A 26961-nucleotide genomic window follows, 5' to 3' on the forward strand; every position below is an offset into this window, starting at 1 on the left:
TAGTTTTTTAATAATTTTGCAGCTTAAAAATTAAATAAATTGTCTGTTATACTTGCTATCGAATCTTCTTGCGATGATACTTCAGTCGCCATATGTAACAACGGCAAAATTACGGCCAATGTTATTGCAAACCAAACAATTCATGAAAATTATGGTGGTGTAATCCCTGAATTGGCATCCAGAGTACATCAACAAAATATTGTTCCTACTATTGAGCAGGCGCTGAAAAATGCACAGGTTACAAAACAGGACATAAGTGCCGTTGCTTTCACTCAGGGCCCAGGGCTTTTAGGCTCTTTACTAGTAGGGGTTTCCTTTGCAAAATCGTTTGCACTGGCATTAAATATACCTTTAATTTCTGTCAATCACATGCATGCGCATATTTTAGCGCATTTTATTGATGATCCTAAACCAAATTTTCCATTTCTGTGTTTAACCGTTTCAGGCGGACATACTCAAATTGTTTTGGTGAAGGATTATTTTGATATGGAAATTGTTGGTGAAACCTTGGATGATGCAGCAGGAGAGGCTTTTGACAAAACGGCAAAAATCCTTCAGCTTCCCTATCCAGGTGGCCCATTAATTGATAAACATGCAAAAAATGGGAATCCGCTTGCTTACAAATTTGCTGAGCCACAAATTGCTGATTTGAATTTCAGCTTTAGTGGTTTTAAAACATCTATTTTATATTTCATCAGAAAACAAGAAAAAGAGAACCCTAACTTCATTGCCGAAAATTTAGATGATATTTGTGCTTCTGTACAACATAGCATTGTTCAGATTTTACTAAATAAAGTTAAGAAAGCTGCAAAGCAATTTAATATTAATGAAATTGCAATAGCAGGTGGCGTATCTGCAAATTCTGGGCTTAGAGATAGCCTACAGCAAACTGCTAACGATTTGGGCTGGAAGGTTTATATTCCTGCATTTGAATATTGTACTGACAACGCGGGGATGATCGCCATTGCAGGTTATCAGAAATTTTTAACAAAGGATTTTGTGGGGCAGGAAGTTTCGCCCAAAGCGAGAATGGAATTTTAGCAGATACTTTAACCTCTAACTTTTAACCTTAAACTTTTAACTTTAACTTTTTTCATGACTGGAGCATCATTAATATTTTGGATTGTTTGTGCAATACCATTGATCGGACTCTTATATTATCTGATTAGAAAGGATAAGAATAAACTTAACGGAAGTTGGGGAGTTATTATTTTGGGTGCGTTGGTAATTGCTGCACTTTTAGTTATTGTGTATATTACTAAAGATTTCAACGCTATATTTAGCCAGGGTTAGTTAGAATTACGGCTAAAATAAAAAACGCCTGATCAAATCTGGTCAGGCGTTTTTTTATAAATTAATTTTGGCAATTATTTTTCAGCTAACTGCTCACCAGTAACTTCTGCCTTAATTTTCGTTTCAAGCTCTTCGGCTAACTCCGGGTTATCGCTTAACAGTTGTTTCACAGCATCTCTTCCCTGACCAAGTTTGGTATCGCCATAAGAGAACCATGAACCTGCCTTTTTGATAATTCCAAAATCAACGCCTAAATCGATAATTTCACCATTTTTAGAAATACCTTCTCCAAACATCACATCAAACTCAGCAATACGGAATGGAGGAGCTACCTTATTTTTAACAATTTTTACTTTCACACGGTTACCAGAAACCTCATCAGAATCTTTAATTTGTGAAATACGACGAATATCTAAACGTACAGATGCATAAAATTTCAATGCATTACCTCCGGTAGTTGTTTCAGGGTTTCCGAACATTACACCGATTTTATCACGCAACTGGTTAATAAAAATACAGCAACATCCTGTTTTAGAAATTGTTCCTGTTAATTTACGTAAAGCCTGACTCATCAAACGGGCATGTAAACCCATTTTGCTATCACCCATTTCGCCTTCGATTTCACTTTTAGGAACCAATGCTGCAACAGAGTCAATCACAATCACATCAATAGCGCCAGAACGAATCAGGTTATCAGCAATTTCTAAAGCTTGCTCACCGTTGTCTGGTTGAGAGATCAAAAGATTGTCTGTATCAACGCCTAATTTTTTTGCATAGAACTGGTCAAATGCATGTTCCGCATCAATAAATGCAGCAATGCCACCTTTTTTCTGCGCCTCAGCTATAATGTGGGTAGCCAAAGTTGTTTTACCCGATGATTCAGGACCATAAATTTCGATAACCCTACCTTTAGGAATACCACCAATACCCAATGCAATATCTAAACTAATTGATCCTGTAGAAATAAAATCGATAGGTTCAATAGCAGTATCGCCAAGTTTCATGATTGTACCCTTACCATAAGATTTTTCTAACTTATCTAATGTAAGCTGTAATGCTTTTAATTTATCTGGATTTGCGCTTGCCATTTTTATTTGATTTGTTGCGGTAAATATAACTGAATTGTCGGCTAATAAACTTGATTGTTGATAATTGTTTTACTAAAATATTTAGCTAAGATAAAAATTTTCTGGCTAATGTCAATAGTATTTTAAAAATAATTTAGGCTTGGTGCTTATCCCGCTCATTTCTTGCGGTTGAACGCTCAAAATACCGGCACATGTAAGTAATTTCGCAAACATCACATTTTGGGCTTCGGGCTACGCATACATAACGCCCGTGTAAAATCAACCAATGGTGAGCAATGTGAATATCATGTTCCGGTAGGTTTTTAACCAAATCTTTCTCGACGGCTAAGGGCGTTTTGCCATTTGTAAGTCCGAGGCGATTGGCCACCCGAAAAACGTGTGTGTCTACGGCCATTGCCGGTGCATTATAAATTACAGATGCAATAACATTAGCGGTTTTACGCCCGACACCCGGCATTTTTTGCAAGTCATCAATACCTGAAGGAACAACATCATTAAATTCATTAATCAGAATATTAGCCATACCAACAAGATGTTTTGCCTTATTATTTGGGTAGCTGATACTTTTGATGTAATCAAAAACAATATCTGGAGTTGCCTCTGAAAGACTTTTGGCATTAGGAAATCGTTGAAAAAGCGCCGGCGTAACCATATTTACTCGCTTGTCAGTACACTGAGCAGAAAGAATAACAGCAACTAAAAGCTGATAGGGGTTGTGGTAATGCAATTCGGTTTCCGCATCAGGTTGTTTTGCCGAAAAATGTTCTACAAAAAGTTTATAACGTTCTTTTTTAAGCATGAGCAAATATAGAAAATTGATCTCTTCGTTTTGCGCCAGGCTTTTAGTGCATCACTACATATTTTTCTTTAGCTACAGGAACTCCTTTGGTTGTTGTGCTTCTAATCAGCCAGATGGCGAAAAATGCACCAATCAAAGCCATTGCGGCACCAACATATGCTGGTGAAGTATAATCGAAGCCGTAAACCAACGGCAAACCACCGAAAAATGCACCCAAGGCATTTCCGATATTAAAACTTGCCTGACTGGCAGATGCAGCCAGCATTTCTGATCCTTTTGCCGATTGGATCATTAGCATTTGTATTGGTGCTGCCAGAGCAAATGAAACTGCTCCGGTAATAAATGTCATAATTAAAGCAAGCGGTTGACTAAACGATACGAAGTGAACAATTGTTAACGTGACTACCATGGCTAACAGTAACGCTGCCGAGGCTTTTGCCGGAGAAAATTTGTCAGCCAAAATTCCACCAATGTAATTGCCAACTAACATTCCAACACCAGCAAGCATTAATATGTAGGTAACCGCACCAGCAGAGAAACCGGCAACGTCAGTCATCAAAGGGGCGATGTAGCTATACCAAGTAAATAAACCTCCGGTTCCAATGGAAATCATGAGGATTATCATCCATGCTTCTCTCTTTTTAAAGAAACTGAGTTCTGATTTTAAATCACGGTTTTTAGTGGCTTCTAATGCAGGCAGCCAGAGTTTTAAACTTAACAGCGTAACTAATCCCACAAAAACAACTACGGCAAAAGAAATTCGCCAGGAAAAATTATGACCGATAAATGTTCCAAGTGGAACGCCGAGAATGTTCGCAATGGTTAAACCCATAAACATGAGTGAAACAGCCTGTGCAGCCTTGCCCTTTTCAGCGATTCTGCTCGCCACTACCGAGCCGACACCAAAAAATGCACCATGAGGCAATCCTGATAATAATCTGGCAATAAATAATGTATTAAAGGTTGGTGCGAAAGCAGAGAAAGCATTAAAAGCTGTAAACATCACCATCAGTGCAATTAATATTTTTTTTGGCGGATACTTACCTGCAATCATAATTAACAAGGGAGCGCCAATTACTACACCCATTGCATATGCAGAAATTAAATATCCGGCTTGGGGAATGGTCACGCTCAAATCTTTTGCGATATCTGGAAGTAAACCCATCATCACAAATTCAGTTATTCCAATGCCTAAGCCACCAAGGGTAAGTGGTAGTAAGTTCTTATTCATATATTGCTTAGTGTTAAAATTACACTATGTAAAGGTAGCTGTTTTTGCGTTACGGGAATGTAAAAAGATATTTGAAAGGTTGAGAGAAAATAGGAATTAGAAAATGGGAATGAGGTATAGTATTTTTAGAGAAGTTTTATTTCTAAAATCTGCTTACATTTTTGCAAAAAAAAAAGCTGCCTCATTTTGAGGCAGCTTTTTGGCTCGTGTAGAATTTACTTTGATCTGCTGTATGCTAAAATCTTATTGATGGTTTCATCTTGAGGATTTTTAGCGAGGCCATCTAACCTACTTTTAATTTGGTCATAAAATAAGTCGATTTCGGCGTCAGATTCAATATCAGTTTTAGGCTGAAACATACTGTGGGTAGGTAAATTTACATTGTTTTTTGATGTAGAGGTTTTTGTCATAAGCAACTAAATGTGATAAGTTTTATAAACTTAACGATTGTTCAGATGCTTTATTTCAATCCCTAAAACATTTTGTGTAACTTTTTTATTACCCCTTGTAGGTCATCTCTTTTGTTTTAAGCATTTTACGAAGGTTGCTTAGCGCATAGCGCATTCGGCCCAATGCTGTATTGATGCTCACATCAGTTAAATCAGCAATTTCCTTAAAACTTAAGTCTGCATAATGACGCATTAAAAGCACTTCTTTCTGTTCATCAGGTAATAAATGGATCATTTCCTTTAAATCTTTATGTGTCTGATCGCGTAGCATTTTTTCTTCTGCACTCTCATCATAAAAGTGTAGCATATTGAATACATCCATTCCGTCAGAACTCGTAATAATTGGCGTTCTTTTTTCCTTTCTGAAGTAATCAATTACTAAATTATGTGCAATACGCATTACCCAAGGTAAGAACTTGCCTTCCTCGTTATATCGCCCTGATCGCAATGTGTTAATTACTTTTATGAAAGCGTCTTGAAAAATATCCTCTGCCAAATATTGGTCTTTCACCAATAAGTAGATAGAAGTATAAATTTTACTTTTATGTCTTCTTAAAAGTTCTTGCAATCCATTCTCGTTCCCGGTAATGTATAACTTTACCAGGTCCTGATCATTGTATGATTGTAAATTCATAGGTTTACCTACACTAAATCCCGTACTGTTTGCTAAAAATTAATTTGTAGATGTTTAATTTCTATAGCGTCTCTCCTATGCTTTTTTAGATTGTGTTAGTTTGGTTCTGAGGTTGTTAATATCCAAAGAAAGTTATTTTTTTATCAAAAAACAAAAAATAAAATGTTAAAAAATAAATTAACCGTCTCAGTACCCTATTTTTGTATGTTTTAAAAACCCAATGTTTACTTATTGGGTTATGTTTTAAAATCTTAATCATACATGAGCAAAAAAGAAGCCGAAAAAGATCCGCATAGAAATATAATTATAAAAGGTGCTCGTGTGCACAACCTAAAAAACATTGATGTTGCCATTCCTAAAAATAAACTGGTGGTGGTTACGGGCATGTCGGGTTCGGGCAAATCTTCTCTCGCTTTTGATACTTTATATGCAGAAGGGCAACGCCGATATGTAGAAAGTTTATCATCATATGCCCGCCAGTTTATGGGGCGGATGAATAAACCGGATGTAGATTATATTAAAGGAATTGCGCCGGCTATTGCCATCGAACAGAAAGTAATTACTTCCAATCCACGTTCAACAGTTGGTACATCAACTGAAATTTATGATTATCTAAAACTACTTTTTTCGCGAATTGGAAAAACCATTTCCCCAGTTTCGGGAAAAGAAGTGAAGAAAGACTCGGTAAGCTCGGTGGTAGATTATGTAAATGGCCTGCCTGAAGATACAACAGTAACGATTTTTTGCCCTTTATATCCGCACAATAACCGCACAATAAAAGAGGAACTAGCCATTTTGTTGCAAAAAGGTTTCCTTAGGGTATTGATTGAAAACAAGATTTTAAAAATAGAATCTGTTTTGGATGATGCTGATTTTAAAGATGCAGAATTAACCGACGATAAAACTGTACAGATTTTAATTGACCGGATTGTAACCAACCAGGAGGAGGAAACTTTGAGCAGATTGGCTGATTCGGCACAAACTGCATTTTTCGAAGGCAAAGGTGATTGTTATGTGGAAGCGGAAGGTAAAACCAAACATTTCAGTGATCGCTTTGAGCTCGATGGAATTAAGTTTGAAGAGCCAACACCTAATTTTTTCTCTTTCAATAATCCATACGGTGCCTGTAAAAGATGCGAGGGTTATGGAAATGTAATTGGTATTGACGAAGATTTGGTTATTCCTGATAAGAGCAAAAGTGTTTTTGATAATGCGATTGCGCCATGGAGAGGAGAGAAGATGAATGTTTGGTTGCAAAACTTTATTAAAGCTTCATCAAAATTTGATTTTCCAATTCACCGCCCATTCAGTCAGCTAACTGAAAAAGAGCAGCAACTACTTTGGACGGGCAATAAATATTTCGCCGGATTGGATGCTTTTTTCAAAGAACTGGAAGAACAAACTTATAAAATTCAATACCGAGTGATGTTATCACGCTACCGTGGTAAAACAACTTGCCCGGAATGCAAAGGTTCTCGGTTACGTAAAGACGCTTCGTATGTAAAAATTGCAGAAAAATCAATCATTGATGTGGTATTGATGCCATTGTCAAAAGCTTTAACTTTTTTTAATGATTTAAAATTAAATGCTACTGATACAAAAGTAGCTAAACGTTTACTCGCAGAAATTGATAATCGTTTTCTCTACTTAAACAATGTTGGTTTAGGTTATTTAACATTAAACCGTCTGTCGAATACTTTATCCGGGGGCGAATCGCAAAGAATTAACCTCGCAACATCTTTGGGAAGTAGTTTGGTTGGTTCTATTTATGTATTGGATGAACCCAGTATTGGATTGCATCCACGTGATACCAATAAGCTGATCGAGGTATTGATTTCGTTAAGGAATGTTGGCAATACTGTTTTAGTGGTTGAACACGAAGAAGAGATGATGCGTGCTGCCGATCACATTATAGACATTGGTCCTGAAGCAGGTACACATGGTGGAAATTTAGTTTTCAGCGGTAATTATGAAGAAATTTTAAAGGATAAAAAAAGTTTAACAGGCCGATACCTATCTGGTGTGGAACAAATTGCCATCCCGGAAAAACGCCGTAAGTGGAAAGATCATATTCTGATTAAAGGTGCCCGTGAAAATAATCTTCAGAATGTTGATGTAAAATTTCCGCTGGGTGTGTTTACAGCTGTAAGTGGTGTTTCGGGTTCAGGTAAAACAAGTTTAGTCAAGAAAATTCTATATCCTGCTCTACAAAAAGCCATTGGCAATTATGCCGGAGAACAAACCGGTGCTTATGATGGAATTTTTGGCAATTATGATTTAATCAGTGCTGTAGAATTGGTTGATCAGAACCCAATTGGCCGCTCGAGCAGATCAAACCCGGTGACCTACGTAAAAGCCTGGGATGACATTCGTGCTTTGTTTTCTGGACTGGCTTCGGCGAAAGCGGCCGGCTTAAAACCTGCTGCTTTTTCTTTTAATGTAGAGGGTGGCCGATGTGATGTTTGCCAGGGAGAGGGAGAAGTGAAGATTGAAATGCAGTTTATGGCCGATATTTATCTTCCTTGTGAAGCCTGTGGTGGAAAGCGTTTCAAACAACAAGTGCTGGATGTAACTTACAAAGAGAAAAACGTTTCTGAAATTCTTGATATGACCATTGATGAGGCTGTAGAGTTCTTTAAAGATGATCAGAAAATTCTAAATAAGTTAAACCCTTTGGTTGATGTTGGATTAGGATATGTGCATTTAGGGCAATCATCCAACACCTTATCGGGCGGAGAGGCACAACGTATTAAACTTGCTTCGTTCTTAATCAAAGGAAATAATGCAAGTAAAACATTGTTCATTTTTGATGAACCAACTACCGGATTGCATTTTCACGACATAAAAAAGCTTTTGAAAGCACTCAATACCTTGATTGAACAAGGAAATACCATTTTAGTAATTGAGCACAATATGGACATGATTAAATGTGCCGATTGGGTTATTGACATTGGTCCGGAAGGTGGCGATGGTGGTGGCCAGTTAGTTTTTGAAGGTATTCCGGAAGATTTGGTTAAAGAGAAAACCTCCTATACCGGAAAATATTTAGCATCGCATTTAAATTTAAATCCATAATTTCGGCAATGCTTTTTCTAACCTTTTTAATAGGCATCGTTCTCAATGCCATGGGCTATATCCCTCCAGGCAATATTAATCTAACTGTGGCGCAGCTTGCCATTAATAAAGGTATGCGCCAGGTTTGGTACTTTATTCTGTCGTTCTCCTGCGTTGAAGTATTTTTTACTTTCGGTATGATGCGTTTTGCCCGTTGGGCGATGAGCGATATAAATCCTAATGAAGCGGTTAGTGAAGTCAGATTGGGAACATTGGTGGACTGTTTTATGATCCTGATGTTTATTACGATGGGGACCATTACCTGGGTAAACCGTAAAAAAGCGCCGAAAACAAGCAGTAAAAAGGAAGATAAACGTAGTGGGAGCGTATTATATGGATTGATACTTGGCGTATTAAATCCTGTTCAAATTCCTTTTTGGCTATTTTTTGGCAACTACGTTATCCTGCACGAGTGGATTGAAACGGACTATTTATCACTCGTTATTTTTGCTTTAGGGTCAGGTTTTGGTTCGGCTGGAGCGCTATATCTTTACGCTCATTTTGCAACATTCATTCAGGAAAAGTTCGCCTTAAGCAGTCTAATCATCAACAAATCAATCGCTATATTTTTATATGTTTTGGCAGCTTACCTAGTGGTTAAGCAACTGGTGATTCTGTTATAATTTACAATTTGATCCTGCTCAAAAACGAAAAGAGATAGTGATTTTGAACTTGTTTCTGAATCTTCTTTAGTTATCAATCTATCATTTGGAAATGAAAGTTTGGTTGCAAGGGGGCTTTCAGTCCCGCCAAACACTTTATCCCGAAAAATTCGGGATGCTCGTTTATGTCGGGTTTAGGTACAATGGTTTGTGCATAAAAACCAACCGAAGGGATACTACATTGAGTTAAATAGCCCCGACATAAGCGGAAATACTTTTGGTTGGACATTATTCAAATGCAGGCAAACTTTAACCAAAAGATTGCAGCATTGGCGGGACTGCCGCAACCTCATTGCTACTGCTTTTGCGCTACAAATTATTTTTGGTTGGTGTTGAGCTTGATGGATATAACCCTGGTTCTAACACCTTAGCTTTGATATTTATCTGTTATTTCAAAAACTCTACATTCCAGATTTTTTCAGCCTTTCTGCCAATTAGCCAGAATGATGCGGCCAGTACCGAAAAGAATATTGCTTTGTGCCAGCTATCCCAAAAGTATTCGAAATAGCGGGTGTAGAGGTTAATAAATAAGAAAGTTATGCCGAATTCCCGGGCAATGTCATCATGGTATTTTAAGCCAAACAGTGTGCTGGCCACACAAACCGCTGCCGAAATTAGTGCCCAGTAAAAAAGGCTTAACTGTCTTACGGAGTACCATTCTTCTAAGCTGGCAAAGTTGCCGAAAACAGATAAAGCCCAAAGTGAAATGAACAGATAAACCATTCCGGCGATATAAGTAACCTGAAAGAAATGTTGCGTTTTAGGCAGCGCTTTCATAATAAAAGACGCTGCGGTTAAGGTTGCACCAAATACCACAAAACGAAGCGGATAATTCATGCCTAAGAAGTAATAATTCCAGCGGCTTAAATAGCCTGTTTCTGTTCCAAACCAGGCTCCCAATGAGATTAAAGCAAATATCCAAATTAATCTGGAACGGAAAATGTAACCCAAACCACCGTAAATAAAAACCGAAATTAAAATAAGAATAGAGAAATTGCCTGAACCATTATCTAATGCTTTGCCGAAATAAGCAATTGCATTGGCGGTGAGCAAAATGGCCGAAAAAACAATTGTCTCATTGCTGAATTTTAAATGTGACAGTTTTTTCTTTCTCCTAAAGCCGAGAATATACAGCCAGGCGGCTAAACCTCCGGAAACAATTGCAATTACAATATTCGGCGTATTGTAAACCCGTTTCAGGTAATTCAATATCGAATTATCTATTAGAAGCGAGCCCAGGGCGATAAAGCCGCAAGCCAGTGCTACCCAGAAAGCATATTGTGCCAGCCGAAGCCAATCAAAATTTTTGGCTTCGTAACTTTTGCGGAGTTTGTTGCCTGTTTCTTCAGTAATAAGGCCATCGTTTTGCCATTGTTCAATTACTTCATCAAGAAACTCACTCTTTTCTCTGTCAACTTTCATAGGTTAGGTTATACACGAAGATATAAAATTAGTATCAAGATATTGGTATCAGGTAGCAAGACAACTAGCTGATTAAATGACATCTTTGATCTTTTTGTTATTTCCAACAATCCAGATTACATCTCCATTGTCGAAAACAAACTCAGAAGAGGGATTTAAAATTCTCTCGGTGCCACGTTCGATGCCTACAATTAGAGCCTGAGCTTTCTCGCGAATACCTGCGTTTCTGATACTTAATCCATAAACGGGCGATTCGGTATTGATCACAACTTTCTGCAGCGTCATTTCTTTATCAGGGAAACTTTTTTCCTGTTCTGTTTCAGGGGTATCAACTTCCAGTAATGCCTTTACTGAAGCGAGTTGATCATCTGCTCCAATTAAAAGCAGATTATCATTTGGGTAAAGCCGTTCATCTCTTCCCGGGGTAGGAATATTAATTCTACCACGTTCGATCAGGGCGATGTTCACGCCGTGTTTTTCTCTAATCATTAGCTCCGCAAGCGTCTTCCCAACTACATCCGATTCAGGAGATACCCTAATCTCTGTTAAATGCGTATCCCAAGGTAAAATGTCAGGTTTCTGGTTTTCCCTCGCATTTAAATTGAGCATAAAGCGTTTCTCCAATTTGTTATAAAAGGCCTGTAATTTTCTGGAAAAAATAACCATCACCAACACAATCAATGCCAATGCAATTCCTGCGGCGATCCAGGTATCGAAAAATTCGTACATCAAAAAACCAACGAAAAATATACCAAGAGCAATCCTGAAAACCTCAATGGCAATTAGCGGCCCGCGGGTAAATTTTTTGTTTAGCCATAGATGAGAATAGGCTGTTTTCTGTATTCTTCTAATGGATAATGCCCATAAAAATGGCGCCATTAAGGTAAATGAGGCGATTAAACTGATAATGGTAGATTGAATACCGTTAACAACATTTTTTGCTATAAACGGCTGCAGGTATCTGGACGCCAGAAAAATGACAGCAATAATAATTACAGAGTGAATAATGGTATTGAAAGCATAACTTCTTAACAGAATTTTCCAGTCGCTCAAGGTGGTAATTCCGGCTGTGCTTGAGCTGTATCTTGCTATGCCATCCAGCCATTTTTTGGGTAAAATCCTGTTTAAGAAATTGTAAAACGACTCGGAATGTTTAATGAGATATGGCGTGGTAAAAGTAGTAATGGCTGAGGCCGCTACTGCTATTGGATATAAAAAATCACTGGTAACCTTTAAGGTTAATCCTAATGTAGCGATGATGAATGAAAACTCTCCGATTTGTGCTAAACTCATTCCAGATTGTACAGCTGTTTTTAAGGGTTGACCGGAAAGGAGTGCCCCAAGGCTTGAACTCAGAAATTTTCCAAGTATGGTAGCAAGGGTTACCACAACAATGGGCAAAGCGTAATCGACTAAAATTTTTGGATCAATGAGCATTCCAACCGATACGAAGAAAACTGCCGCAAATAAATCTTTAACGGATTTTGTGAGGTGCTCTATTTTTTCTGCCTGAGTAGTTTCTGCCAGGATTGAACCCATGATAAAAGCACCTAAAGCTGGAGAAAAACCAACTTTCACGGCTAATAAAACCATAATTAAACAAAGAGCAAGGGAAACTACCAGCATGGTTTCATCGTTCATTAACTTTCTGGTTGCCTTTAAAAAACTTGGAATCAAGAATATTCCACCTAAAAACCAAAGCACAAGGAAAAAAGCAAGTTTTAGTATCGAGATCAGCATTTCGCCGCCCTCAAACTGCTGACTTACAGCCAGCGTCGAAAGTAAAACGAGTAGTAAAATCGCCACTAAATCTTCTACGATCAACACACCAAAAACCAAACCTGCAAACTTTTTATGTTTAACGCCGAGTTCTTCAAAAGCCCTGATGATAATTGTAGTAGATGAAACCGAAAGAATTCCACCTAGAAATATGCTGTCCATGGTTTTCCAACCCATTAATTTACCAGCGGCAAAGCCAATTAACAACATGAAAACAACTTCAACTACTGCGGTAATGGAGGCGGAGCCCCCAACTTTTACCAGTTTTTTAAAACTAAATTCTAATCCCAAACTGAATAAAAGAAAGATTACGCCGATTTCTCCCCAAATATTGATGCTTTTGGTATCGGTTACAGATGGAAAAAAATCAAGATGTGGGCCAACCAAAAGGCCCGCCAGGATGTAGCCCAAAACTAAAGGCTGTTTTATTTTTTTAAAAATGAGGGTTGTGATTCCTGCGGCGGCAAGAATTAATCCTAAATCGGCAATTAAATCGGGTAAATGCATTGATAAAATGGTAATGATTAAAATAATTTTTCAAACGCTTCTTAGGTTTGAATTTTAATATCCACATTGCTGTGAGCAAATCAATTTATTTACCAAAAAACATGTTTAGGGTACAGCATTTTTAATAAACACCAGTAGCTGTATTTTAATTTTCTGAGAATTATTTTGCAGGTTAACAAGTGGCTTTTGAAAAAGTTGACCACAATACCCATCAGCAATAAGAAAGCGAGTGCAATTTTTGGGGTAATATTATTGATCAAATCTTTCTCCAGGGTTTCATTTTCCATGGCTGAATCTGCATTGAGCTTAAATAGCTTTTTATCAGAAAGAAAACTCAATTTGGCTTTTTTAAACTGATTGTCATGATGTTTTGCATGTGGCAAAGCACTGGCAAAACAATAACTTGAACAGATAAATATGATGGTGTAAAAAAGCCTCATTGCCGCTAATATAACGATTTTGAGGCTTTTATTGGACGGGAATTTTGATTAATTGCTATCTTGTGATGCAAAGAATGCAAGTGTAGCCTCTTTATCTTTTTGTAATTGTAAGGTGAGTGCTTCCAAACCGGTGAACTTTACATCGTGGCGCAAAAATTTCAAAAAGTTCATCTTAATATCTTGTCCATAAATCTCCTGGTCGAAATCAAAAATATTTACCTCAATATTCCTGGTCATTCCGTTAATGGTTGGGCGTTGCCCGATGTAAGCCATGCCTCTGAATGTTGAAGGTTGAAGGCTTAGGGTTGAAGCCGTACGTTTTATGTCGGTATCTCCACTTTGAAGTTTTGACTTTTCACTTTCACCTTTTAGCTTTTCACTTTCTAAACTCATTTCAACCGTTACGGCATAAATTCCGTCGCCCGGAATAAGCTTGTAGGTTTCTTCAACAAAAAGGTTAGCAGTTGGAAAACCAATTGTACGACCAATTTTATCACCCTTAATTACCCGGCCGAATATCGAAAAGGGGTAGCCAAGATAGTCAGCAGCTAAACTAACATCGCCTGCCAAAAGTGCCTGACGGATTTTAGTTGAACTTACTGCCACATCATGAATATCTTGTTCCATGATTTCTTCTACCGTAAAACCAAAATGGACCCCGGCGGCTTTCAAATCAGTCAGGTTTCCCGTTCTGTCTTTGCCGAAGCGATGATCATAACCGATGATGATATGTTTGGTGCCGATATTTTCAACCAATGTATGTTGTATATATTCTTCCGGCGTTTGATTAGAGAAATCCCTCGTAAATGGGGTAATAATTAAATGATCTACACCGAGTTCTTTCAAAATCGCTGCTTTCTCATTAATGGTGTTAATCAATTTCAGATCCTGGTTTTCAGGATCAATAATCATTCTCGGATGCGGAAAGAATGTTAAAATGACACTTTCGCCATGATCAGCTTTAGCTTTTGCTACCAGTTGCCTGATGATTTTTTGATGGCCAAAATGTACGCCATCAAAAGTGCCAATGGTTACCACAGCATTGTCTAATCTTTGAAATTCTGAAAGGTTTTGATATATTTTCAAGGGATGGGGAAAATTAATGTAAAGAATGGCGTTTAACTACTCCGCCTTTTAAATCAGCGATTTGTTGCTGAATTACGAAAGCATCAGCATCGATTTGCCTGATGGCCGATTGCAGTTTGCTCATTTCGAGTTTGGTTACCACAGTAAAAATAATGTCGAGGTCTTTTTTCTCTCCATAACCACCTTCTCCTTTGTAGATGGTAACCCCACGTTTCATGTCATTTATGATAAAACTCTTAATGTCATCCTGACGCTCAGAGATAATGGTTACACCGGTGTACTGTTCCAAGCCATTAACGATGAAATCGATAGTGCTTGATGCAGATAAATAAGTTAAAATGGCATACAGTGCGGTTTCGATATTTAAAAAGTACGCAGCGAAAGCAAATATGATGATGTTTAGGATCAAAATAATATTGCCAACTGTTAACACACTATTTTTACTAATGTAAAGTGCTAATACCTCGGTTCCATCAATCACACAACCGCCTCTCATGGCCAAACCAATACCACCGCCCAGAAACAATCCGCCGAAAAAAGCAATTAACAATTTATCGTGGGTAATAGGCTCAAATGGCAGAACGATCAGCGCAACAGCAAGGGTTGCAATAGCGATCGCAGTTTTGATGGCAAAAGCTTTCCCGATTTGCCTATAGCCTAAAATTACAAATGGAATGTTGATGATTGCAATGAGGTAGGAGAGATTCCATTTTGTTAAAGTGCTGATTAAAAGCGAAATTCCGGTTACTCCACCATCAATAAACTCATTTGGCATTAAGAAGCTCTTCAAACCGAAACATGCAGAAGTTACGCCAGCTACGATCAGCAAAACTTCTTTTACAAATCGTGTGTTTCGGTTTTTGATGTTGTTCATATCTGCGTTTCCGTTTTAGCTTCTTCTTTCTTGCTACGAATATAATTAACGAGCTCCAGAACCTCAAACGAATTGGCCAGCAAAAAGTTTCCGCTACGTGTACGCGTGAGTTTCGATAAGTAAGCGCCGCTGTTGAGTTGTTTGCCGAAATCAGATACGAGAGAGCGGATATAAGTACCCTTGCTGCAAACAATTCTGAAATCTACTTCAGGTAATTCTATTCGGGTAATTTCAAATTCTGGTACGCTTACAAAACGCTTGCGCAGTTCCACTTCTTCGCCCAGTCTGGCTTTAACGTATAAACGCTCACCATTTACTTTTACAGCCGAATGTGCAGGCGGATATTGTTCTATATCTCCAATAAAAGGTTTACAGGCGTTGTAAATCTCCTCGTTTGAAATATTGCTGATATCAAATGTGGCATCCACTTCTGTTTCCATATCGAATGATGGTGTAGTGGCGCCCAGAATCATCGTACCTGTATATTCTTTTTCTTCTGCCTGAAAAGTATCAATCTGTTTGGTTAGTTTACCGGTGCAAATAATCAGCAAACCAGTTGCCAAAGGATCTAGTGTGCCAGCATGGCCAACCTTTAGTTTTAAGGGCTTTAAAGAATTACGAATTTTGCCTACCACATCAAATGAGGTCCATTTGTAGGGTTTGTTAATTAACAACAGTTCGCCTTCGGCAAAATTGAAATCTTTGAATTTTGAATTTTCTGTACTCACAAATCTTTTTTGCGCAAAGATACAGATTATATAATTTGTAAGTTATGGCCAGTCATCAGTAAGATGATAATGATCAAACCCGCTACTATTCTATACCAACCAAACATTTTAAAACCATGTTTATTAAGGTAGCCAATAAAGCTTCTAATCGCTAATAAAGCAACAATGAAAGCCACAACGTTTCCGATAATTAATAAATTGGTTTGCTCTGGCGTGATGGTATTTCCTTCTTTATAAAAATCAAAAAGCTTTTTCCCGGTGGCGGCAAACATGGTGGGTACGGCTAAAAAAAATGAAAATTCTGCCGCTACTTTTCTGCTTAGCTTTTGGCTCATACCACCTACAATAGTTGCTCCGGAGCGGGAAACACCCGGAATCATAGCAATACACTGAAAAAAACCAATCTTTAAGGCCGTTAAGTAGGTAACATCTTCTTCCTCGTTAATGGTTGGTTTGTTAAACCATTTGTCTACAAACAAAAGAATAATTCCGCCTACCAAAAGCGAAATTCCTACCGCCATCGGACTTTCCAGAAGTTCATCAATTTTTTTGCTGAGTAATAAACCGAAAATTGCCGCAGGAATAAAAGCAACTATCAGTTTAATATAGAAGTTAATCGATTTGAAGAACCTTTTGAAATACAATACCACCACTGATAAAATGGCACCTAATTGGATGGCCACCGTAAACAGTTTAACAAAAGGATCGCTGGCTATGCCCATAAAAGAGGATCCGATGATCATGTGCCCCGTACTCGAGACAGGTAAAAATTCAGTTAGTCCTTCAATTATTGCGAGAATAACAGCTTCGAAATAGTTCATAATGCTTTTTAGGTGGCGTAAAAATGAAGAGAACGCCCAATCAAATCAAGCGTTCTCATTTTCATATTCTTAAGAATAATTTATTTTTTTAATATGGCGTAGATTCCGAAAGCAAAACCGAACAATACCACAAGCGGAGCCAATAAGGTTCTTCTAAAATCATAAATGTCGCCTTCAGTTCCCATCATTAAAACAAAACCAAGAGCAACAATTGCCATGCTGATTAACAATAACTGGTAATTTTTCTTAGTGAAAACCAATTCGCTTTTAACGTCCTTAACTACAGGACCTGATTTTTTTTCTAATGCCATTATCTATATAAATTATAAGATTTCAAACGTAAATATCTGCTTACTGCAAACCATGTACTTAAGCCTGTAATAAAAATTCCGATGATGATCAACGCAACAAATACAAAACCAAATTCTTTGTAGTTGTTTAATATAATGATCTCAGGTACTTCTTTGCGGGCATATATCAAGGTTGCAAGCAAAATTATAATTGCAATAAAGGCTGCAATTAAACCATGCAAGGCAGCGTATAATAAGAAAGGACGTCTGATAAAATTTTTCGTTGCACCAACCAGCTGCATACTTTTAATTAAAAATCTTTGAGAATAGATTGCTAAGCGTATGGTGTTGTTTATCAATGCAATAGAAATTACAAGTAATAATGCAGCGAAGGCTAAAATAATTAACCCAATGGTGTTGATGTTTTTGTTCACCATATCAATTAGCGAACTTTGATAAACAACTTCCTTCACTACAGGATTTTTTGAAATTGATGCTTTTAAACCATCAATACTTTTGTTATTTGCGTATTCAGCTTTTAAGTAAACATCAAAAGTTGAGGTGAGCGGATTATAACCTAAGAAATTAACAAAATCTTCACCCAAATCCTGAGTTAAATTCCTTGCAGCAAGCTCTTTATTTACATATTGCGTTTGTTTTACCGCTTTATTGGCATTTAATTCTTTTTGGAACGCTAAAACATCGGTTTCTTTAGCACCTTCATCAACAATAATATTTAGAACGATATTTTCTTTAACGTAGTTAGACAGGTTTTTGGCATGTACAAGTACCAACCCAAGCAGCCCAAGCATTAATAAAACCAACGCAATACTAATAATAGTAGAGATGTATACCGTTTTGGTTTTCTTAGATGCGTCACTTACTTCGAATTCTTCCATGTATTTCAATTTTGTTTTTGCGAAAATATAAATTATACCTGATAAACACCAATATTATCATCATTAACGCCCTAAAGCCAAAATTAGTTCCATCACAAAACATAAAAATATTAAGTGGATTTGTCTAAGCGGTACGAAATTTGAATAAACGGCGTTATTAAATCAACCTAAAACAATTAATCACTATGAAAAGACAAATTACATTCCTGGGTCTGCTAATGCTAGTCACGGCAACATTATTTTCGTGCAAAAAGGACGAAACCTCACTTAAAGCAAGAATAATGGGAAAGTGGACCGTTAATAAAATCGAAGTATCTGGTAATAGCAGTCAGGCGCTTAACGGAACATTTAACTATACCATGAATGATTATATAGATTTCAAATCGAACCAGGACGATCAGGTTGAATTAAGCTTAACCAATCAACGTACCATCGGAACTTATACGGCATCATTGGGTAACGAATTTGGTATGGTTTTCCCAGAAGGAAGTTCTTACTGTACAGTTTCTACATTGTCGGCTACACAGCTCGAATTTACCGCCAAAATTGATAAAACCAACATCGTTAAAAAATATTACTTAACCAGATAAAAATCTTAATCCCGATTATTTGCTTGCGCCATTGGTTTTAAATCAATGGCGCATTTTTTTTATGGGTTCTTCGTCATTGCGAGGCACGAAGCAATCTGTTTGATGAGATTGCTTCGTGCCTCGCAATGACGATCGATCTGAAATCTACTTTGATGAAAAAATAAAATTAGAATTCCGTGAAAATCCGTGTTTTCGCTGCAAGAAGCTGCTAAAAATTATGTTTCACTAAACCCCTTAATTTCCGTAATTTCGCCCCTTTAAAAATTTAAAACTTGCAATGGATTACCAATTCAAAGAAATAGAACAAAAGTGGCAGAAGTTTTGGGCCGATAATCAAACATTTAAAGCCGAAAGCAATTCTGAAAAACCAAAATATTATGTGCTAGATATGTTTCCCTATCCATCGGGAGCAGGTTTACACGTTGGTCATCCACTGGGTTACATTGCATCAGACATTTTTTCGAGATACAAACGCCTTAAAGGTTTTAACGTTTTGCATCCAATGGGTTACGATTCATTTGGTCTACCGGCAGAACAATATGCGATACAAACGGGTCAGCATCCGGCAATTACAACAGAAGCAAACATCGCCACTTACCGTCGCCAGTTAGATCAAATTGGTTTTTCTTTCGATTGGAGCCGTGAAGTGCGTACCAGTGAACCATCTTATTACAAGTGGACGCAGTGGATTTTCATGCAGTTGTTTAATTCGTGGTATAACATCGAAACGGATAGGGCAGAAGATATAACCACGCTGATTGAAAAATTCAATGCATCTGGCACAGCCGATGTTAAAGCGGTTTGCGATGAAGATGTGAAATCTTTCTTACCGAGCGATTGGGCCACATTTACTGAAGAAGAAAAACAAATCGAGTTGTTGAAATACCGCATGACTTATCTTCGGGAAAGTACGGTAAATTGGTGCCCGGCTTTGGGTACGGTTTTAGCAAACGACGAAGTGAAAGATGGTTTCTCAGAGCGTGGTGGTTTCCCGGTTGAGCAGAAGAAAATGATGCAGTGGAGCATGAGAATTACTGCTTATTCTGATAGGCTTTTGCAGGGTTTAGATACCATCGATTGGCCGGAACCAATTAAAGAAATGCAACGCAACTGGATTGGGAAAAGTGTTGGAGCATCAGTTCGATTTAAGATTGACGATTTAAGATTGACGAATAAGACTTTGGACTCCGGACTTCCGACTCCAGACTATATAGAAGTTTTCACTACACGTGTAGATACCATTTTCGGTGTTTCTTATTTAGTTTTGGCGCCAGAGCATGAATGGGTTGCTGAATTAACTACGCCAGAACAAAAACAAGATATCGAAAACTATATTGCTCAAACTAAAAAGAAATCGGAATTAGACCGCATGGCGGATACTAAAACCGTTTCTGGAGCTTTTACAGGAACTTATGTAATTAACCCGGTAAGTGGCGAACGTGTTCCGTTATGGATCGCCGATTACGTGCTTGCAGGTTATGGAACAGGTGCGGTTATGGGCGTACCAAGTGGCGACCAACGTGATTGGTTATTTGCAACGCATTTCAACTTGCCAATTATTCAGATTTTGGATAGCCAAAAAGAAATAGAAGTACAAGCCGACCCAACCAAAGAAGGGAAATATATTAATTCAGGTTTCATCAACGGATTGACTTATAAAGAAGCGGTTCCGTTTTTGAATAACTGGTTAGAAGAAAAAAATGTTGGAAAGGCGAAGGTTAATTTCCGTCAACGTGATGCAATTTTCGGTCGTCAGCGTTATTGGGGAGAACCAATTCCGGTTTATTTTAAAGATGGTTTACCTTATTTAGTTCAGGAGGAAGAATTGCCTTTAATCTTGCCAGAAATTGATAAATACCTACCAACAGAAACTGGCGAACCGCCTTTAGCGAGAGCAGAAAACTGGGTGCCGACAGATGGTGGACATTACGAATTAAGCACGATGCCAGGTTGGGCAGGTAGCAGTTGGTACTGGTATCGCTATATGGATGCTGAGAACAACGCAGATTTTGCTTCAAAAGAAGCTGTTGAGTATTGGAAAGATGTTGATTTATACATCGGCGGTTCTGAACACGCTACTGGCCACTTACTGTACAGCCGTTTCTGGAACAAGTTTTTGAAAGATTTAGGTTATACCAAAGAGGAAGAGCCTTTCAAGAAATTGATTAATCAAGGCATGATTCAGGGCAGAAGTAATTTTGTTTATAGAATTAATGACACTGATGGCAAACCAACAAATACTTATGTTTCTGCCGGATTAAGAAAGGAATATAAAACTTCAGCACTGCATGTTGATGTGAATATCGTCGAAAACGATACACTAGATTTAAATAAATTCAAAGCCTGGAGAGAAGAATACGCTAACGCAGAATTCATTCTTGAAGGTGGAAAATACATCTGCGGTGTTGAGGTAGAAAAGATGTCCAAATCAAAATTCAATGTGGTTAATCCCGATGATTTGATTGAGCGTTATGGAGCCGATACCTTGCGTATGTACGAGATGTTTTTAGGTCCATTGGAGCAAAGTAAACCTTGGAATACAAACGGCATTGAAGGTGTGTTCAAGTTCTTGCGTAAATTCTGGAGATTATTCCACAACGAAGCATGGGAATTCACGGTTTCTGATGCAGAGCCAACCAAAGCTGAGCTGAAATCATTACATAAAATTATTAAAAAGGTTCAGGATGATATTGAGCGTTTCTCTTTCAATACTTCTGTTTCTAGTTTTATGATTGCAGTAAATGAATTGACAGATTTAAAATGTAATAAACGTAGCATTTTGCGGGATATGGTGGTAATTTTATCACCTTATGCGCCACACATTTGCGAAGAACTTTGGGTTCAGTTGGGTAATGATGCAGGTACATTGTCTTATACTGCCTTCCCAACATTTAACCCTGAACATTTGTTAGAAGATGAATTTGCTTATCCGGTTTCTATCAATGGTAAGATGAAAATGAACTTAAATTTAAGTTTAACATTGTCACAACCAGAAGTGGAAGCGATTTTATTGGCGAATGAACAATTCCAGAAATTTTTGGATGGCAAAGCACCTAAGAAAATCATTTTTGTAAAAGGAAAGATTATTAATGTGGTGGTTTAAGTTTTTAAGCTGAAAGATTAACGAATAAAGCAAAAAGCTTTCTAGCGATTTTTAGTAAAAAATAAACCCAGAGTTGAGAAAGTCAATTCTGGGTTTTTCCTTTTAGGGCTACCGTCATTGCGAGCTATGACGCAATCTCAATGAATTGCTATAAACATTTAGTAGTAAGATTGCTTCGTGCCTCGCAATGACGACCGATCATGTAAGGTTTATGATAGAAACTGCTCAATTCATTGCCGTCCGGCTTCGGCCGACGGATAAAAAAAACCGAGCTGTAATTTACAACTCGGTTTTTCAGTAATTTGCAAAGCAGCTTTCCGCTTTGGTCTTTCTGCTTTAGACTTTTACCTTTCAGCTTTTCTTCTATTTCCACCAAACCTTCGGTTATTACTCGCATTACGAGGTTTGCCGCTCATGTTTCCGTCGCCGTTACCTTTTTTACCACCGCCACCTTTCGATTGCACCTGAGGTTTGCGTTTAACCTGGTTTTTGGCCAGCATATTTTCCCAGCTTAGAGGATAAGGATGGTCATCTACAATCGGCAAAGTAATTTTAATCAGTTTCTGGATATCCAGTAAATATTCGTTTTCTTCCGCATCGCAGAACGATATGGCAATTCCGTTTGCACCTGCACGACCAGTACGACCAATGCGGTGAACATAGGACTCTGGAATATTTGGTAATTCGAAGTTGAAAACGTGAGATAACTGGTCGATATCAATACCACGGGCAGCAATATCGGTTGCCACTAAAACGCGTATTTTTCTATCTTTAAAATCTGTTAAAGCACGTTGACGGGCATTTTGCGATTTATTACCGTGAATTGCAGCAGCTTTAATTCCGGAGTGACCTAAATCTTTTACGATTCGATCTGCACCATGTTTTGTACGTGTAAAAACTAAAGCCGTTTGAATGTTCTTATCTTCTAAAAGATGAATCAATAACTTCTTTTTATCAGGCTTATCAACAAAATAAACCGATTGAACAATAGTTTCTGCAGTAGAAGAAATTGGCGTAACTTCTACTTTCGTAGGACTGGATAAAATGGTGTTGGCTAGCTTCTGGATTTCATCGGGCATAGTAGCCGAGAAAAATAAAGTCTGGCGTTTTGCAGGCAACTTGGCCACCACTCTTTTCACATCGTGGATAAAACCCATGTCCAACATTCTATCTGCTTCATCTAAAACAAAAAGTTCGATGGTGTTTAAAGTGATAAAACCCTGGTTCATTAAATCTAATAAACGACCGGGTGTAGCCACCAAAATATCAACGCCTTTACGCAAAGCTTCAACTTGCGAGTGTTGGTTTACACCACCAAAAATAACTAAGTGACGTAAATTTAAATTACTACCGTAAGCTTTAAAACTTTCTTCAATTTGAATGGCAAGCTCACGTGTTGGGGTTAAAACCAAAGCTTTTATATTTTTTGTTGCTTTAGTATTGATGTGTTTTTCGTGCAGTAATTGCAACATCGGGATGGCGAAAGCAGCAGTTTTACCTGTACCTGTTTGTGCGCAACCTAATAAATCTTTTCCTTTTAATATTGTTGGGATGGATTGCTCCTGTATTGGTGTAGGTTGTGTATAACCTTCTTTCTCAAGGGCCTTTAAAATTGGCTCAATGAGGTTTAATTCTTTGAATAACATGTATGTTTTTTTGTAATATTTATCGAAGAAGCTAGAACAATCAATTGTTGAAGGACTAACTTGCGGAGAGAATATGCCATATTAGAATGGCAAGCCCTTATTCCTGCTTCAGCGGCAAAGATACATAAATAAAATGATTGAAGGCGTGAATTTTGAATGAATGAATTTGTGTTGGTTATTCCTTCACTCAATCATCCTATCACTCAATCATTCTATCATTCAACTATTTCTCTTCCCTAAACCTGCTAAAACAAATTAATGCAATAAGGCAAAGTCCGAAGCCAACAATACCATTTAAACGTAAACCAAAATCATTTCCAGGGTCTTTGCCATAAATGGTAAGCATCGCAAATATTGCAATTCCTAAAGTTTGCCCAAGCTTTACAAATAAATACTTTACGGCAAAAAACATCCCTTCGTGGTTTTCGCCACTTTCAACGGTATCTTTTTGAGCAATATCGGCCAGGATCGCATTAGGCAAAATTCCTAATGCAGCTAGCGGAAAAGAGGCTGATAAAACCAGGATGTAAAGTTGGGTGCTAGGTAACAAAGGTAATCTGCCTAAGAAAAAAATAGTAACAAATATTAAGCATAAAACAACGAAAGCAGAAAGCACGAACGGTTTTTTGCCAAATTTAGCCGAGCCGAAATTAACCACAGGATAAAAAATTAATGAAGCTAAGACCATAACGCCCATAAATTTTCCGCCTTGAGATTCATCCAATCCTAAAAGCACTGTACAGAAATACAATAAGCCACTCGAAATAATACTTAAAGCGGTGTAAAAGGCAAAATCTGAAACTAGATAATATTTAAAATTGCTATTCTTAAAAGTATTTTTAATGGCTGGCCATAGTGGAATATGCGTGGGTTTAGCCACAGAAAATTCTTTCTCGTTTATGAAATATACGGGAAGCAACATCACCAAACCAGATAAAATACAGAGACCCCAGATGGCAATTTGTACGGCCTCGCTGCGGTTAGCAATTACAAAGTTCATTTGAACCAAATCGGCAAAATTGTTGGTGCAGGCCGATAGAATAATCCCGATAACAAAACCAACTTGCTGATAGCTTGATAATTTTACTTTTTGTCTTGGCGTGTTGGTCACCTCCGCCAATAATGCATTATAAGGAATAATATAGGTGGTAACCGAAACAAAAAATAAACAAAGCGTAATGGTTAGCCACCAGGCGTTATGCAAACTTTCTCCTTTATTAATCGGATAAAAAACCAGTCCGCAAAAAATTATCGATGGAACAATTGCCCATTTCATAAATGGCATTCTTCGTCCGTTAGGGTTTTGACTTGCATCGCTTCTGGATGCAATAAATGGGTCGAAAATCGCGTCAACCAGTCTGCCCGACGCTGCAATGATGGATAAAATATTGAACAATCCTAAAAAAACAAGTTGGGGAACCAGCGGCGGCAAACCAGCATTGCTCGGTGGCAGATAAAAATAGGGGAGCATCACGATGATAATGTTCGTCATGGTACTCCAGCCAATCATACCGGCAGCATAAGCAATTTCTTGTTTGAGTGAGAGTGTTTTGTTCATTAATAGGTTAAAATTATACTTTCTATTTTGTAAAGCAAATTCCTGTAATATTTGGTTGCGATAGTCCTGCTTTTCGTTTTATCCCGATGGCATTTCTGTGCTGAATCTGCTGCAGATTAACGGGATGTTCACTCCAATCAGGTTTGTTTTATGCAGGTTAACCTTACTGTTTTCGGTTGGTCGCTTAAACTAAATCCCTCAGTTTCATCAATCAGAATAGCACTGCAATTTAGGGTTTTATTTAACTATTGCGGCGTAATTTGCCACTTAAACCCGACAGCAACGAAAATACTTTTTGTAAAATTGTAGTAGTAAATAGCTTCATCGTTCCCCTTCCACAAAAATAAATTAATCAGGGCGATAGATTTCAAAAAGATTGTAGTGTATGGCGGGACTATCGAAGCCGATGAGCACTGCCATTGCTTTTCTAAATTTTTTAAACAGATTTTATTTTCTGATAAACACCTTGCTGATAAAATAGATAATTAGAAAACCAATAAAAATATATAAGCCGTTTAGGGCTGCGTTTGGGTCATCAGCATAAATGCTAAAAGCCACAAATGTATAGGCAGCAATAAAAATTACTGGCAATATTGGATAAAGCGGAACCGTGTAAATGGTTTTATTATCTAAGTTTGCGGTGCGTTTTCGTAGTATAAAAATTGTTGCAGCAGAACTTGCCATGCTGATGCTTTCTAAAAAAATGGTGTAGTTTAAAATTTTATCGAACGTTTTGGCAAAGAAAATTATCACAACTGCAACAAGCGCAAAAACGGTTAAGCTAACGCTAATTACCTCTTTTTTGTTCATTCTGGCGAATACTTTTGGTAATGCGCCTTCTTCACCCATAGCAAACATGGCTCTTGGGTTGCTTAATAAATTAACGTTTACATAACCCATTACTGAAACAAAAATAATTACTGAAAGCATCTTAAAACCCGCTGGTCCGAATATTTTCGAAGCCAGGATTGCGGCAATACTTTCAGCAGTTTTTAGTTCTTCGAAACCAATAACCTGTACATAAACATAGTTTAAGGCCATGTAAAGGATTACAATTATCGTTAAGCCGATAATGATAGAACGTGGAATTACTTTTTTCGCTTCGGTAACTTCGCCTCCAAAATTTATGGTTTGCGCATAACCGGCATATGAAAATGAAACGGCAATCAAACATAAGCCTAAAGCTTTCCCATAATTTGCCCAGCTTGGCAAAGTATTGTTTGGGGTTTTAAAAGCTGGTGTAATGCTTTGTGTGGTTTCAGCAAAGAAAATTGCGCAGATTAAGATCAGGATTAAGCCTATTTTAATAATGGTTAATACATTTTGGGTTTTAGAGCTCGCTTTTAAGCCTAGCAGATTAATCAGGTAAAACAATAGTATTGTGGCGATGGCAATTGCTACACGATAGGTTTCATTCTGCATTTCTACAGGTAAAATAATTTTGCTCAGATATTCAGCGCCTATAATGGAAATTGCTGCTACCGATGCCGCACTAGAAATTAATACAATACAGTTAATGGCAAAAGCAATTGATGGGTGGTAAGCTTTGGAGAAAATTTTATAGTAACCACCAGTAACCGGGTAACGAGATCCGATTTCTGCATAAGTTAAAGCACCACAGAACGCTACAAAACCGCCAATAAACCAGGCCAGATAAAATAATTCAGGAATTTGAGCTTTTGCGGCCACATTTACCGGTGTGCGAAAAATGCCCATTCCGATTACTAAACTGACCACAATCATAGATAAATCGAAGAGCGAAAGTTGCTTTTTCTGTTGCATTAAGGGAATAATAAATTGACGGGTTGAAGATAAGGAAATTATGGGTGATGTGAGATGCTGGATCATAGATAGGCATGGATTCGTATCCGTTCTTCATCCATTTTACTTTCAAAATTTTCCTGTCTTTTTGTTGAAATTTTATTTTGCGAGCATCAAAGAATAAATC

The 26961-nt window shown here is 37.7% G+C and carries 23 protein-coding genes; 6 read left to right on the top strand and 17 right to left on the bottom strand.

Translation table 11 applies throughout. The features are described from left to right. The first annotated feature begins 39 nt into the window (after positions 1 to 39). Together tsaD and EA772_RS09360 are read left to right on the top strand one after the other, a co-directional pair. Entirely contained in the window at positions 40 to 1041 is a 1002-nt protein-coding gene (gene tsaD / locus EA772_RS09355; protein ID WP_124912684.1) for a tRNA (adenosine(37)-N6)-threonylcarbamoyltransferase complex transferase subunit TsaD, read from the top strand. 54 nt (positions 1042 to 1095) lie between these two features. Then, positions 1096 to 1293: a hypothetical protein gene (locus tag EA772_RS09360; RefSeq protein ID WP_010600318.1), complete on the top strand. Its 198-nt coding sequence runs from the start codon at positions 1096 to 1098 to the stop codon at positions 1291 to 1293. 74 nt (positions 1294 to 1367) lie between these two features. Here EA772_RS09360 and recA read toward each other — a convergent pair whose 3' ends face one another. From recA to EA772_RS09385, 5 genes are all read right to left on the bottom strand, one after another. Then, a complete protein-coding gene (recA, locus tag EA772_RS09365; RefSeq protein WP_010600317.1) occupies positions 1368 to 2381 on the bottom strand; it encodes a recombinase RecA in 1014 nt (337 codons plus the stop codon). Between the two features lie 133 nt (positions 2382 to 2514). After that, on the bottom strand, positions 2515 to 3180 hold the full coding sequence (gene nth / locus EA772_RS09370) for an endonuclease III (protein WP_029204163.1): 666 nt from the start codon (positions 3178 to 3180) through the stop codon (positions 2515 to 2517). A 43-nt stretch (positions 3181 to 3223) separates the two neighbouring features. Beyond that, positions 3224 to 4411 (bottom strand): MFS transporter, encoded by a 1188-nt coding sequence (locus tag EA772_RS09375; RefSeq protein WP_010600315.1) that lies wholly within the window; start codon positions 4409 to 4411, stop codon positions 3224 to 3226. Between the two features lie 215 nt (positions 4412 to 4626). After that, positions 4627 to 4821 carry a hypothetical protein gene (locus EA772_RS09380; protein WP_124912686.1) on the bottom strand — a complete coding sequence of 65 codons (195 nt, stop codon included), beginning with the start codon at positions 4819 to 4821 and terminating at the stop codon, positions 4627 to 4629. Between the two features lie 88 nt (positions 4822 to 4909). After that, positions 4910 to 5494 carry an RNA polymerase sigma factor gene (locus EA772_RS09385; RefSeq protein WP_116169471.1) on the bottom strand — a complete coding sequence of 195 codons (585 nt, stop codon included), beginning with the start codon at positions 5492 to 5494 and terminating at the stop codon, positions 4910 to 4912. Between the two features lie 261 nt (positions 5495 to 5755). Here EA772_RS09385 and uvrA point away from each other — a divergent pair, with 261 nt between their 5' ends. Then, positions 5756 to 8569, top strand: a complete 2814-nt coding sequence (gene uvrA, locus EA772_RS09390) for an excinuclease ABC subunit UvrA (RefSeq protein WP_124912688.1) — start codon at positions 5756 to 5758, stop codon at positions 8567 to 8569. A gap of 8 nt (positions 8570 to 8577) precedes the next feature. Next, positions 8578 to 9231, top strand: a complete 654-nt coding sequence (locus EA772_RS09395) for a LysE family transporter (RefSeq protein WP_010600312.1) — start codon at positions 8578 to 8580, stop codon at positions 9229 to 9231. A gap of 426 nt (positions 9232 to 9657) precedes the next feature. Here the strand turns inward: EA772_RS09395 and EA772_RS09400 are convergent, their stop codons facing one another. The 9 genes from EA772_RS09400 to EA772_RS09440 form a co-directional block, all read right to left on the bottom strand. Then, positions 9658 to 10692: a DUF2157 domain-containing protein gene (locus EA772_RS09400; RefSeq protein WP_124912690.1), complete on the bottom strand. Its 1035-nt coding sequence runs from the start codon at positions 10690 to 10692 to the stop codon at positions 9658 to 9660. Positions 10693 to 10764: 72 nt separating this feature from the next. Further along, positions 10765 to 12978 carry a cation:proton antiporter gene (locus EA772_RS09405; protein WP_010600310.1) on the bottom strand — a complete coding sequence of 738 codons (2214 nt, stop codon included), beginning with the start codon at positions 12976 to 12978 and terminating at the stop codon, positions 10765 to 10767. A gap of 89 nt (positions 12979 to 13067) precedes the next feature. Continuing rightward, complete coding sequence (locus EA772_RS09410) at positions 13068 to 13418, bottom strand: hypothetical protein (protein ID WP_124912692.1); 351 nt, start codon at positions 13416 to 13418, stop codon at positions 13068 to 13070. A gap of 48 nt (positions 13419 to 13466) precedes the next feature. After that, a complete protein-coding gene (locus tag EA772_RS09415) occupies positions 13467 to 14504 on the bottom strand; it encodes a bifunctional riboflavin kinase/FAD synthetase (protein WP_116169476.1) in 1038 nt (345 codons plus the stop codon). Positions 14505 to 14517: 13 nt separating this feature from the next. Continuing rightward, on the bottom strand, positions 14518 to 15378 hold the full coding sequence (locus EA772_RS09420; protein ID WP_010600307.1) for a YitT family protein: 861 nt from the start codon (positions 15376 to 15378) through the stop codon (positions 14518 to 14520). Next, positions 15375 to 16106 (bottom strand): tRNA pseudouridine(55) synthase TruB, encoded by a 732-nt coding sequence (gene truB, locus EA772_RS09425; RefSeq protein ID WP_116169477.1) that lies wholly within the window; start codon positions 16104 to 16106, stop codon positions 15375 to 15377. The genes EA772_RS09420 and truB overlap by 4 nt, the downstream gene beginning before the upstream one ends. A 26-nt stretch (positions 16107 to 16132) precedes the next feature. Then, positions 16133 to 16927: an undecaprenyl-diphosphate phosphatase gene (locus tag EA772_RS09430; protein WP_116169478.1), complete on the bottom strand. Its 795-nt coding sequence runs from the start codon at positions 16925 to 16927 to the stop codon at positions 16133 to 16135. An 80-nt stretch (positions 16928 to 17007) separates the two neighbouring features. Then, a complete protein-coding gene (locus EA772_RS09435) occupies positions 17008 to 17238 on the bottom strand; it encodes a DUF3098 domain-containing protein (RefSeq protein ID WP_010600304.1) in 231 nt (76 codons plus the stop codon). Then, the gene (locus EA772_RS09440) at positions 17238 to 18116 is read right to left on the bottom strand and encodes an ABC transporter permease (protein ID WP_010600303.1); all 879 of its coding nucleotides are present in this window, start codon (positions 18114 to 18116) and stop codon (positions 17238 to 17240) included. The genes EA772_RS09435 and EA772_RS09440 overlap by 1 nt, the downstream gene beginning before the upstream one ends. Before the next feature lie 185 nt (positions 18117 to 18301). On the opposite strand from EA772_RS09440, the gene EA772_RS09445 reads away from it, so the two are divergent. Together EA772_RS09445 and leuS are read left to right on the top strand one after the other, a co-directional pair. Continuing rightward, entirely contained in the window at positions 18302 to 18706 is a 405-nt protein-coding gene (locus EA772_RS09445) for a hypothetical protein (RefSeq protein WP_124912695.1), read from the top strand. A 277-nt stretch (positions 18707 to 18983) separates the two neighbouring features. After that, positions 18984 to 21809 carry a leucine--tRNA ligase gene (leuS, locus tag EA772_RS09450; protein WP_124912697.1) on the top strand — a complete coding sequence of 942 codons (2826 nt, stop codon included), beginning with the start codon at positions 18984 to 18986 and terminating at the stop codon, positions 21807 to 21809. A 344-nt stretch (positions 21810 to 22153) separates the two neighbouring features. On the opposite strand, the gene EA772_RS09455 is transcribed toward leuS, so the two are convergent. The 3 genes from EA772_RS09455 to EA772_RS09465 all read right to left on the bottom strand — a co-directional run bounded on the left by EA772_RS09455 (position 22154) and on the right by EA772_RS09465 (position 26795). After that, the gene (locus tag EA772_RS09455; protein WP_124912699.1) at positions 22154 to 23455 is read right to left on the bottom strand and encodes a DEAD/DEAH box helicase; all 1302 of its coding nucleotides are present in this window, start codon (positions 23453 to 23455) and stop codon (positions 22154 to 22156) included. Between the two features lie 223 nt (positions 23456 to 23678). Next, positions 23679 to 25013, bottom strand: a complete 1335-nt coding sequence (locus EA772_RS09460) for an MFS transporter (RefSeq protein ID WP_124912701.1) — start codon at positions 25011 to 25013, stop codon at positions 23679 to 23681. A gap of 447 nt (positions 25014 to 25460) precedes the next feature. Next, a complete protein-coding gene (locus EA772_RS09465; RefSeq protein ID WP_124912703.1) occupies positions 25461 to 26795 on the bottom strand; it encodes an APC family permease in 1335 nt (444 codons plus the stop codon). Between the last annotated feature and the right edge of the window lie 166 nt (positions 26796 to 26961).

Source organism: Pedobacter sp. G11, assembly GCF_003860265.1.
GTDB classification, from domain to species: Bacteria; Bacteroidota; Bacteroidia; order Sphingobacteriales; family Sphingobacteriaceae; genus Pedobacter; species Pedobacter agri.